The sequence below is a fragment of the Campylobacter sp. JH32 genome, from assembly GCF_017846535.1.
Classification (GTDB): Bacteria; Campylobacterota; Campylobacteria; order Campylobacterales; family Campylobacteraceae; genus Campylobacter_D; species Campylobacter_D coli.
This window is the reverse complement of the sequence record NZ_JAEQBS010000004.1, coordinates 155,506-162,737: the sequence shown is the minus strand read 5'-3', so window position 1 is coordinate 162,737 and position 7,232 is coordinate 155,506. Positions and strand designations below refer to the sequence as shown.

Sequence of the window (7,232 nt, the reverse complement as noted above, 5' to 3'; positions counted from 1 at the left end):
TATGAATAGCATTCATATCTGATCCTACTTTAGTTTGTAAAACATCTAAAAGTCTATTTAGAACATTTTTAAGTTCTATTAATTGTGGATTTCTAGGATTAGCTGTAATTCTTGCAGTAAGATTACCACTTTCTACTACTCCTACAGTTTCAACACTTTCTTTTACTGCTTTAGCATCTTGTTCTAAACCTTGTTTAGTAGCAAGGATGTTTTCATTGATAATTTTACCCATTTTGCCCAATTCATCATTAGCTTTAATTTCAATTGTCTGAACTTCTATTTTTTCATGATTTAAAAAGCGAAAGAAATTTTCCAAAGACTTAAGTATAAGAGGAATTCTAGAGCCTATGATTTTTCTTATAAAAAAGTACACAACAGCCAAAATAGCAATTAGTGCTATTATGGCAACACTAATAATAATATATTGTAGTTTATATAAAGGGGCTAAAACTGATTTTTTAGGAGCTGTTACAATTACACTCCAATGACTAGAATTACCTAAAGTGCTAAATGAAGAGATACTAGCATAACTAAGATCTCCTGTTGAGGCAATATAATTATCTAAGATTTCATCTTTATGGTTTTTAACTGCCTCAACAATTAATTGAGCAGATTGATCTTTGTTAATATCAAATAAAGTTTTTAAAATTGCATTTTTATTTTTATGAATAGCAATAATACCCTGATCGTTCATTAAGAATCTTAGATCCCCTTCAAAAAAGTCGAATTTTGGATCCAATATAGTCTCGGAAATTTCTAGTAAATCTATAGTATATCCTATAACTCCAATAAATTTGCCCTTATTGTTAAAAATAGGCATACCGAAATTTATACCTAAAAATTCATTATTATCATAATTAAGTTTTCTAGGAGAATCTACAAAAACAGAGTCTTTATCTCCATATTTTGCATTTTGTTCGATATTTTGTATTAGATTTAATTGAGAGAAATTGTTTGGAGTTGAAATAGTAGTTATTCCACCAGATTTTTCTACTATTTGATCAAAAAATATCATAGAAAAAGTTTTTCCATCTGGGCTAATATATTTTTTATCTACATTCTGCATATCACTTAATACAGTAGTATCTTTTAAATAGAGAAATGTATATGCTGCATAGTGACTACTATCAAAAGTATTTTTTATAAGACTTTCAATTAAATCGATATCTATATGATCATTATTTTGAAACATTTCATTTAACGATGTAGCAACTCCTTTGGTTAGTGTGACTTCTTCATTTAACATACCTTGTATATAATTCACATATCTTTTTGAAGATAATAAAATAGTATTTCTGGCTTCTTTTTCTGAATATGAAGCAACTTGAAAAGAAACAATAGCAATCATAAGAGCTGTAGCTAAAATAACACTAATAGCAACTGATAATAAGAGTTTTGAACTAACGCTCGATAGTCTAAACATGAAAAACCTCACATAAATTTTTTACTAAAAATAAAGCTCGTTAGTATATCAAAAAAAATAAAATTAATATAAAATTATTTTTTATAGATGTTTTAAAACTATTTAACAATATCAAATACATTTTAAGGTGTGATAAAATTCAGGATTATTAAAAGTTGGAGGAAAAGGAACGCTAGCTCTAAATTCTTTATAGGTATTACCCGGGAGTGTGTCTATGATTTCTATAGTATAAGAAACACTTGTATTTTGCATTTTAGCGTTACGGATATTTTTATCATTGAAAATTTCACCTCCAACTCGCTTTTTATTTAGTATACTTAGCATTAAATAGCATTTACGAATATTAAATTTGGTAAGATTTTGCACTCTTCCTGTAATAATAATACTTTCATGTCTTAAATCTCTAGAAAAGGTAAGTTTGCTAAGACTAGCTTGGGTTGTGAATTGATTGATAGTGAGAAATACAGAATAAATTAAAAGTGCGGTGAAAATGGTCGCGATAGTATAGGAAATAAGAGCAAATTCTTTTTGCTTCACTTTTAAAAAAATTAAAATACAAACTAAAATAAAGCAAAGAAGCAAGATAACAAAAGCCAAAATATGAAAAATTGTAAATTGCATTAAAAACACTCCGAATTGAGGCGTATGGTGTAATTATTGTCATAGTTGAAATTATCAAAAGAAATTCTTTGAAATTGAGTTGTATTTTTTTTCAGATTAAAAATTTCCCTGCTTTTTTGCCTAAAGGGAATGAGTTGATTTTTATATTCATTGATGAGATTATCTTCGGGTAATTTATCCTTGAAAATTCTAGCAATCACTTTACATTGTTTAAAGTCGTTTTTAGAAGTATTTGTGATATTAAAATCAATAATTAAAGCTTCAGAGCTTTGGATGAATTTTTGTTCTACAATGGTTGTTTTTCTACTCCTTACTTCGCTATCTATGAATTTATATCCATATGTATAAATCAAAAAACAAATAATTATATTAAGTGCGATGATCAAAAGAGCCGCCACAGGTTTGTGGCGTAAAAAGATACACAAGAGTAGAACGCAAGTAAAGAGGAAAAAGACAAATAAAATCAGCATATAATCCACTAAATATAAGTGAGTAGTGTAAAAATGCACAATTTCTTTTAGTCTTTCCACTTTATATATCCTAGTTCATGTTAGTAGAACTTTGTTTTTTAGCATCCTTAGTATCCACCCAAATATTTGGTACTGCTCCACCAGGAGTTAAGAAAATTTTAGCATCTTGATTGACTTTCAAGGCTTCATTAAATTCTTTTTGGGTTTCAATTTGTTTTAAGTTAAGCAAAGGAGTATTTAAACTATTCGCAATTTCTTTATTAGAATAAGCTTGCGCATCTGCTTCTATTTTTACAGCCATTGCTTTACCTTTAGCACTGATGATGGTTGCATTTGCTTCCCCTTCAGCCAAAGCAGCTTTTTTTAAAGCTTCTTGATTTGCTCTTTCTACCTCATATTTAGTTCTTTCTGCTTCTTGTTTTGCAATTTGCACGCGTTCAATTTGCTCTTTTACTTTCAAAGGCAATATAATTTCTCTAAGTTGAACCGCACGAAGTTCCACTGGCTCATTAGGTTGTGCTTCTATGGTTTTTCTTATCCCTTCTTCGATTTGGGTTGCGATTGCATTACGATTTGTTGGCAACTCTTCAGCAGTATATTTTCCTACAACACTTCGAACCACATCACGCACCACAGGATCTATGATTTTATTTTCCCAATTTAAACTCCAAGTTGCTATAGTTTGAGGAACTTGTAAAGGATTTAAGCGGTATTGAACTGTTACATCAATAGAAACAGGCAAGCCGCGTGAATCAAGCACGGAAATGCTGTTTTTATTAATCACACCTGAACCTGAAGTTAAATTCTCATTACTTCCTTCTATAGAAGCATAATTGATTTGTCTTACTCTCGTATCAATTGTAGTTATTTTTTGTATAAAAGGTATAAAAAAATGGAGTCCTGGCTCTAAAGGATTTGGGTCGTATCTACCTGTAGTGGATTTAATCCCCATTTCTCCAGAATTTATCACCATAAAAGGTTTTGCGATAATTAAAAACAAAACAATAATAATTACACCATAAACAAAAGGAGAAAATTTTCCAAAACCCTTGAAATTAAATTCAGGAGCTTTGAAATTGAAATTTTGTCGGTTGTTATTGTTATTAGAATTTCTATTTTTTTTATTGAAATAATCATTCAAATCAGCTGGCATTTATTTCCTTTATCTTTAAATATAAGTTAGCATAGATGCGTATTTTTCATTGCGTCCATAAACTACATCAAAATAAGCATCTTGAAGTTTTTTAGTAATAGAACCTCTTATACCACTGCCTATAATTCTTGCATCAACATTATTAATAGGAGTGATTTCTGCAGCAGTTCCAGTAAAAAATGCTTCATCAGCAGTATAAACCTCATCCCTTGAAATTCTTTGACGAAGTACAGTTAAACCAAGATCGTGAGCGATTTTAAGAACTGTGTCTTGAGTGATACTTTTTAAAGAAAAATCATTAGGTGGAGTGATTAAAACTCCATCTTTTACGATAAAGAAGCACTCTCCCGTACCTTCTGCTATAAAACCCTCTTCATCAAGCATCAAAGCTTCTTCATATCCTGCTTCAATAGCTTCAAATTTTGCAATTTGAGAGTTAAGATAGTTTGCGCTCGCTTTTGCTTTACCCATACAAGATTTTACACTATTTCTTACAAAAGATGAAATTTTTACTTTAATACCTTTTTCTAAACCTTCTTCACCCAAATAAGCACCCCATTCCCAAGCAGCGATGCCAACGCGTACAGGGGCTTTTACATGATAAAGTCCCATTACTCCATCTCCTAAGAAGATTACAGGGCGAATATAGACATTGTTTTTAAAATCATTTACTTTTAAAAGTTCAATTTGTGCCTTTTCAAGCTCTTTTTGAGAAAAAGGGCAGTTTAAAAGAGTAATTTTAGCAGATTCTAAAAGTCTTTTAGTGTGATCTTCAAGTCTGAAAATCGCTAAGCCTTTATCTGTTTTATAAGCTCTTGTTCCTTCAAAAACAGCATTACCATAATGTAAAGAATGGGTTAAAAAGTGCAAGGTTGCATCTTTAAAATCAACTAATTTTCCATCCATCCAAATTTTATCTGCTGAGATCATTTTTAGCCTTAATAGTCATATTTTTGTTAAAAAACTTTTAATTTTAGCAAAAGTAAATTAATGATAGCTTGATATATAAAGTATAAATTTAAACATTTATGAAGGATTTTAATAAAAAATAAAATCAAACTTTTAGAATTTATCGAGTCGATTTTATTAAGGATATGGCCTTTTTCTGATGATTAAAATAAGAATGAGAAATTTAATACCACGATTTTTAAGTCAAGATTGTGAAAAACTGAATTAAATTTTTTATAGAATTTAGTGTAAATTTAAAAATTTATTTATTAAAGTTTGAAATAATTATAAAAATCAAAGGAGAAAAAATGCCAATTGTAAATATTAAACTAGCAAAGCCAGCTTTAAGTAAGGAGCAAAAAGCTGAATTGATAGCCGATATAACTGAGCTTTTAAGCACAAAATACAACAAAAGCAAAGAAAGGGTAGTGGTGATGTTAGAAGATATCGAAAGTTATGACATAGGTTTTGGTGGTGAAAGCGTAGAGGCCATTAAGGCAAAGGCAAATAAATGAGTGTTTTAAAAGTAGGGGATGAGGCGCCACAATTTGAACTTTTAAATCAAGATGGGGTGAAAATCGCTCTTAAAGATTTTATTGGTAAAAAAGTGATTTTATATTTTTATCCTAAGGACAATACTCCAGGTTGCACCACAGAAGCTTGCGATTTTAGTGCAAATTATGATAAGTTTTGTGATAAAAATGCAGTGATTATCGGTGTAAGTCCTGATGGTGTGACAAGTCATGATAAATTTATTGCTAAATTTAATTTAAAGCACATATTATTAAGTGATAGCGAAAAAGAAGTGGCAAAAGCTTATGGAGCTTGGGGACTTAAGAAAAATTATGGTAAAGAATATGAAGGCATTATAAGATCGACTTTTGTTATCGATGAAGCGGGAAAAATTGCCCAAATTTATAGCAATGTCCGCGTAAAAGATCATGCACTAAAAGTGCTTGAAAGTCTTTAATGTTGGTGCATATTTGTTGTAGTGTAGACAGTCATTATTTTATAGAAGAGCTTAGAAAAGAATATCCTAAAGAAAAAATTATAGGATATTTCTATGATCCTAATATCCATCCTTTAAGCGAATATGAATTAAGATTTTTAGATGTAAAAAGATCTTGTGATAAGCTCGGTATCAAGCTTTATAAGGGCGAGTATGAGTATGAAAAATGGCTAAAAGCTGTAAAAGGCTATGAAGATGAGCCAGAAAAAGGTGCAAGATGTGAAATTTGTTTTGATCTAAGAATGGGTTCAAGTGTAGAATTTGCAGCCAAAATAGGAGAAAAAAAGCTTACAACAACACTTTTAACAAGCCCTAAGAAGGATTTAGAGCAGTTAAAAAATGCTTTGCAAAAAGAGTGTGAGCCTTATGGGGTGGAATTTTTAGCTCCTGATTTTCGTAAAAATGGAGGCACTCAAAGGCAATTTGCTTTAGCAAAAAAAGAAATGCTTTATCATCAAAATTATTGTGGTTGTATTTATGGGCTTAAAAAGCAAAAGCAAGATAAAAACTTTATTGATGAATTAATGTCACCTATTAATGCTCAAATTTTACCCGCAAGCATAGAAGCTAGAATAGCTCTTTATAAAAAAGTTAATTTATTAGAAAAAAAGGGTATAAAATTTGAAATCATAAGACAAAAATTCTTAAACTACCGACTTTTAAGTGCTTTAATAAAGCTTGATAAAAAAGCCGTTAAGAGTCATATTTTATTTTATTCTCATTTTAAAAATCATTATACAAGATTTAGTTTAGATGAGAAAAATTTAAATGAAAATTTAAAGAATGGAATCTATAAAAGCACGAAAGATGAAATCAGCTTTATAGAATTTTGGCGCTTTAATTCTGATTTTAAAAACAAATGGAAAAGTTTTGAAGATTTTTTAAAACATCCTTTAAAAATAGAAGAAGAAATTAAATGGCGAAATAAACATTTTGGAGCTTATGATCTTAGCCCTGTTATAGTGCTTGAAAAAATTTTACCTACAAGATATGAGATTGTAGCCAAGAGTGAAATTTACTATGATGTTAAGGAAGTTATAAAAAGAACATAGATTTAAAATATTTTAAAATCACTTAAAATTTTGACTAAAATTGATTGGATTAACATAATTTTTAATGATTTTTTTATATAATTATGTTTTTTAATTGTTTTTAAGGCCGATTTAATGATAGATGTAATGAAAATTCAAGAAATTTTACCTCACCGTTATCCTTTTTTGCTTGTTGATAAAATCACAGAGTTAAAAGTTGGAGAAGTTGTTCGAGGATATAAAAATATCAGCATAAGCGATCATGTTTTTATGGGACATTTCCCAGGTCATCCTATTTATCCTGGAGTTTTGATTTTAGAAGGTATGGCGCAAACGGGTGGGGTTTTGGCTTTTGAAAGCATGGATGCTAAGGTAGATCCAAAAAGTAAGGTTGTATATTTTACAGGTATTGATGGAGCTAAATTTAGAAATCCTGTTCGCCCTGGAGATAGACTTGATTATGAAATGCAAGTAGTTAAAAATCGTGGCAATATGTGGATTTTTAAGGGTCAAGCTTTTGTAGATGGAAATTTGGTTGCAGAAGCAGAACTTAAAGCTATGATAGTAGACAAATAAG

At 29.8% G+C, this 7,232-nt stretch carries 9 protein-coding genes; 4 read left to right on the top strand and 5 right to left on the bottom strand.

Translation table 11 applies throughout. From position 1 onward, the window contains the following. The 5 genes from KAR67_RS04540 to ilvE form a co-directional block, all read right to left on the bottom strand. The coding region (locus tag KAR67_RS04540) for a cache domain-containing protein (RefSeq protein ID WP_192801062.1) at positions 1-1,423 on the bottom strand (1,423 nt) is incomplete at its 3' end. Between the two features lie 111 nt (positions 1,424-1,534). Then, the gene (locus tag KAR67_RS04535; protein ID WP_002778025.1) at positions 1,535-2,044 is read right to left on the bottom strand and encodes a DUF2393 family protein; all 510 of its coding nucleotides are present in this window, start codon (positions 2,042-2,044) and stop codon (positions 1,535-1,537) included. Beyond that, positions 2,044-2,574, bottom strand: a complete 531-nt coding sequence (locus tag KAR67_RS04530) for a DUF2393 family protein (RefSeq protein WP_002782463.1) — start codon at positions 2,572-2,574, stop codon at positions 2,044-2,046. The genes KAR67_RS04535 and KAR67_RS04530 overlap by 1 nt, the downstream gene beginning before the upstream one ends. 10 nt (positions 2,575-2,584) lie before the next feature. After that, positions 2,585-3,667, bottom strand: coding sequence for a prohibitin family protein (locus KAR67_RS04525; protein ID WP_002831023.1), 1,083 nt, complete (start codon positions 3,665-3,667; stop codon positions 2,585-2,587). Positions 3,668-3,682: 15 nt separating this feature from the next. Then, positions 3,683-4,597, bottom strand: a complete 915-nt coding sequence (gene ilvE / locus KAR67_RS04520) for a branched-chain-amino-acid transaminase (protein WP_002782466.1) — start codon at positions 4,595-4,597, stop codon at positions 3,683-3,685. A gap of 326 nt (positions 4,598-4,923) precedes the next feature. Here ilvE and KAR67_RS04515 point away from each other — a divergent pair, with 326 nt between their 5' ends. The 4 genes from KAR67_RS04515 to fabZ all read left to right on the top strand — a co-directional run bounded on the left by KAR67_RS04515 (position 4,924) and on the right by fabZ (position 7,231). After that, positions 4,924-5,130, top strand: a complete 207-nt coding sequence (locus KAR67_RS04515; RefSeq protein ID WP_002778034.1) for a 4-oxalocrotonate tautomerase family protein — start codon at positions 4,924-4,926, stop codon at positions 5,128-5,130. Continuing rightward, the gene (gene bcp, locus KAR67_RS04510; protein ID WP_002778035.1) at positions 5,127-5,585 is read left to right on the top strand and encodes a thioredoxin-dependent thiol peroxidase; all 459 of its coding nucleotides are present in this window, start codon (positions 5,127-5,129) and stop codon (positions 5,583-5,585) included. The genes KAR67_RS04515 and bcp overlap by 4 nt, the downstream gene beginning before the upstream one ends. Further along, positions 5,585-6,676, top strand: coding sequence for an epoxyqueuosine reductase QueH (locus tag KAR67_RS04505; protein ID WP_002778036.1), 1,092 nt, complete (start codon positions 5,585-5,587; stop codon positions 6,674-6,676). The genes bcp and KAR67_RS04505 overlap by 1 nt, the downstream gene beginning before the upstream one ends. A gap of 114 nt (positions 6,677-6,790) precedes the next feature. After that, on the top strand, positions 6,791-7,231 hold the full coding sequence (fabZ, locus tag KAR67_RS04500; RefSeq protein WP_002782472.1) for a 3-hydroxyacyl-ACP dehydratase FabZ: 441 nt from the start codon (positions 6,791-6,793) through the stop codon (positions 7,229-7,231). Position 7,232: the final 1 nt, after the last annotated feature.

Bases quoted from the DNA above. Each gene is read 5' to 3' on its own strand.
- KAR67_RS04535 (WP_002778025.1), bottom strand. From the start codon at position 2,044: ATGCAATTTACAATTTTTCATATTTTGGCTTTTGTTATCTTGCTTCTT.
- KAR67_RS04525 (WP_002831023.1), bottom strand. From the start codon at position 3,667: ATGCCAGCTGATTTGAATGATTATTTCAATAAAAAAAATAGAAATTCT.
- ilvE (WP_002782466.1), bottom strand. From the start codon at position 4,597: ATGATCTCAGCAGATAAAATTTGGATGGATGGAAAATTAGTTGATTTT.
- KAR67_RS04515 (WP_002778034.1), top strand. From the start codon at position 4,924: ATGCCAATTGTAAATATTAAACTAGCAAAGCCAGCTTTAAGTAAGGAG.
- bcp (WP_002778035.1), top strand. From the start codon at position 5,127: ATGAGTGTTTTAAAAGTAGGGGATGAGGCGCCACAATTTGAACTTTTA.
- KAR67_RS04505 (WP_002778036.1), top strand. From the start codon at position 5,585: ATGTTGGTGCATATTTGTTGTAGTGTAGACAGTCATTATTTTATAGAA.
- fabZ (WP_002782472.1), top strand. From the start codon at position 6,791: ATGATAGATGTAATGAAAATTCAAGAAATTTTACCTCACCGTTATCCT.